We start from the raw sequence: 3458 nt of genomic DNA on the forward strand, positions 1-3458 counted from the left end.
CGCCGCAACCATCTTCTTCTATGAGTTACAGGTTTTTTGCGGCGAGCGCCCACCCTACGTTTAATTATGTCCGTCTACTTAGGGCGATCGCGAGGCTGGATACTTTTTTATGAGACAACAATCATTGACTAATTAGCAATAAGCGCTCTTGACAGGAATTGGTAAAGCAGCGGAAATAACTATTTTTCCACTCTATAATCCTTATATACCAACAGTTAGAGCATATTTATGCTGTCATACAAGATTTTGTTATAGCCAGAAATAATGTGCGTTATAATACTTATAGCTTAATCTTATATAAAGAAAAATGAGATTTTAGTCAAGATATTTATCCAAATATTAAGCTATTTGTAACTCTTATGACAACTTGTGTGTTCTAGCTTCTGTTATTACCATATTCAGCTATCTTAGAAATATAAAATAAAGATTAAGCCTAAAACCCTACCTTTGTAGGAGATGATGGCTTAATAGCACCAGTTCTTCCCATCTCAGTACCCTGGATGAGGATTCACGATTTTCGGAGGTTTTATGACTCCTACAATGTTACGCCAGCTCTGGTCATTAGTTGAAACCACTCAGGCAAATGTCTTAATGACACTAGATGATGACACTCTCGCACAGTGGTTGCTCAAGCAGTTCAAAATGAACTCCTCGATCAACGGTAGTGAAGCGGAACAGTTGAATCAGTATATCCAGTCTCGGCTATCTCTGATTCGAGATCTGGCGGCTGAGCGTTTAGGAGCGGAGCCCTCTGGCTAATCAAAGGTCTTGCGGCTGAAACCAGGGTAAAAGCATTAACATGGCTAAAAGCTCCAACTATTGAGAATTCAAAGTAGTTGCGATCGCTTGTCTCTCAAATTTTAAGGTCGGGTAATTCCACAAATGCTGTATTTTTACTTTTGTCGAAAAATGTATGACTATAAATCATGGCGATCGCTAATGGATTTGAGATGAAAACCATGCGATCGCGAATTCTAGTATCTTTTAAAGGACTGCTGCGAGTCGCTCCATAGTCCGCTGATTTTCTGCGGGAGTACCGACCGTAACTCGCAAACCTCCACCTGTGTGCCTAATTAAAGTCCCTTGCGCTTTAAGTTGCAGCATCAAATTGTGATGCTGTTCGTCTAAACAGTTAGAGCCATCACCTTTGAGCCGGAGGTAAATAAAGTTAGCTGCACTTGGCCATACTTGTAATTTTGGGTGCTGACTAAGGGTTGCAATTAACTTGCTTCGCTCAGCTAAGGTTTCGGGAATTGATGACTGCAATAACTGCCTTCCGGCCAAAGCAAATTGAGCAGCAATTTGAGAGAAAGTGGGGAGATTGTAAGGCAAACGGATTTTTTCGAGGGTGGCTATAACTTCAGGATGCGCGAGCGCATATCCTACCCTCATAGAGGCTAACCGAAATGCTTTAGAAAATGTTCGCAAAATTATCCAATTAGGATGTTGCCGCAATTCGCCAGCAAGAGTATCTTGGCTAAATTCAAAATAAGCTTCATCAATGACTACCAAAATATTGTCTGGTAAACTTCGCAGCCAGTCTAACTCATTTGGCGTTAAAGCATTGGCAGTAGGGGAATTAGGATGAACTACAAACACTACCCGCACGGGGGGATTTTGGGTTTGTTTAATTATTGCTTGAGCCGCCGCTAAATCAATTTCAAAATTTGCTTCATTTCGCCCTACACTCACAACAGGAATACCGAGAGTTTGGGCGAGGATAGCATACATTGAAAAGGTCGGATCGGCTACAAAAATCGAACCTTCTCCCCGCAGACAAGTAGCAATCAGCAATGAGCGAATTAATTCGTCAGAACCATTACCAACGGAGATATTATCTATCGTAATTAAGGAATTTTGAATGGGGTCAATTGATTCATTGACGTATTCTGCGATCGCACCTTTGAGTGCCGCGTGACCACCATCAGGATAGCGATTAGCCTCAATTAGCTGCTGGAAATTCCAAGCTAGCTTTTGTTTTAACTCATCAGGCAAATCATAGGGACATTCATTAGTATCCAAGCGATCGAGGGAAATTTCCGACTCCGCTGGTTCTCCTGAAGTGCCACCAGGATGAGGGGTATAGGCAGTAAGTTGTGCTAAATCTTGGCGGATAAATGGGAGCATGACACAAACGTTTATTTTACTTAGAACTTACGCTCATAGGTTCAGAAACCGATTTTTTTACAAAATCTGCTGGATGGAACGAAGTATAGCTAGGGGCAATAGGGCAATATAATCAATGGTTTCAGTCATTAACGAGTGTCCTAATCGCCTTGGCAGTTGCTATATTTTCGTAAAAAAACGAGTTTCTTTACTCTGAGTGCTTAAGTCCTGTTGATAATTCTCAATCGGTAATCAACAATTAATCATACTACAAATCCCAGGTTGCCATTACTTAAAGCTTAGACACTGCTGCAGAATTTGCTATATACCACCGCCAAGGTAAATCAGCACCTTTAGAAATACCGATCCGCGTGGTTTGCACAATTGCGATCGCACCTCCATCTACAGCTTCTTGAAATTCTGGACTCCGATGCTCTAACCACAGCGGTTCTCCTGCACGCAAAGCCAGACCATTTAAACTAGAATTAATCTCAAGTACGCGGCAAAGTTTCCCAGGGCCAGCAGCAATGCGATCGCGAAGTCGCCGGCTTCCGGCATCGCGCAGTCGCGGATCTCCGGCATCAGGAAGTCGTAAAGCTGAGGTATCACCCTTCAATTGTCCATCCGCCTCTGGAACTGAATCTAATTGTAAAGCTCGAATCAACACAGCACTACCAACCCCTTCCAGATCGGTCACAATATTGAGACAGTGGTACATACCGTAAATCAAGTATATATATATTGTGCCTGCTGGCCCAAACATCGCCTCGTTGCGAGGAGTACGACGCAGGTAAGCATGACAAGCTGGATCTCCAGGTGCGTAAGCTTCTGTTTCCACGATCGCACCTCGAACTATTTCACCATTAGGAAAACGCCGCACAAGAGTACAACCTAGTAAATCAGGCGCAACATTAGGAGATGAACGCGCCAGCCAAGAAGAGTCTACAATCTCAGCGTTTTGAGAGTCGAGCGCATCGCGAGCATTGTTCCCTTCTAGGGGCAGGATAGCATCTACCACTTTAGGGGCGATCGCTATTTTTTTTTGTTTGCTCATCTTCCAAGTTTTACTCAAGGACGGTTAGGTTAGAATTCAGTAGCCAATAGGAGACGTGAAAACTTGCTCTCTGGCTGAGGGAAAGCCACGCTCCTTGGTCTTGTTGAAAGACAAGGATAACAGTCTCCATCATCAAACAGAGGAAGCTCAGTTATGGATATCAAGTTAGTTCTAGCAGCCTTGACCGTTGTTTTTACCCTGGGTTGTCTGTTCTTCGGTACGAAAAATGGATTTTATGACAGCGACAACTATCACGGTAACGGCTCTGCTCATTAACGAAGAAGGGGCTAGGGACTAG

3 protein-coding genes are annotated in these 3458 nt (G+C 43.3%); 1 reads left to right on the top strand and 2 read right to left on the bottom strand.

Annotated elements, in window-relative coordinates; translation table 11 throughout:
- Positions 1–528: 528 nt before the first annotated feature.
- Entirely contained in the window at positions 529–759 is a 231-nt protein-coding gene (locus PN499_RS00710; RefSeq protein WP_007353390.1) for a hypothetical protein, read from the top strand.
- A 225-nt stretch (positions 760–984) separates the two neighbouring features.
- Here the strand turns inward: PN499_RS00710 and PN499_RS00715 are convergent, their stop codons facing one another.
- Both PN499_RS00715 and PN499_RS00720 read right to left on the bottom strand, forming a co-directional pair.
- Positions 985–2127, bottom strand: a complete 1143-nt coding sequence (locus tag PN499_RS00715) for a histidinol-phosphate transaminase (RefSeq protein WP_272029665.1) — start codon at positions 2125–2127, stop codon at positions 985–987.
- Positions 2128–2398: 271 nt separating this feature from the next.
- Positions 2399–3160: a DNA-3-methyladenine glycosylase gene (locus PN499_RS00720; protein WP_272029666.1), complete on the bottom strand. Its 762-nt coding sequence runs from the start codon at positions 3158–3160 to the stop codon at positions 2399–2401.
- Between the last annotated feature and the right edge of the window lie 298 nt (positions 3161–3458).

This window comes from Kamptonema animale CS-326 (genome assembly GCF_028330895.1).
GTDB lineage: Bacteria > Cyanobacteriota > Cyanobacteriia > Cyanobacteriales > Microcoleaceae > Kamptonema > Kamptonema formosum.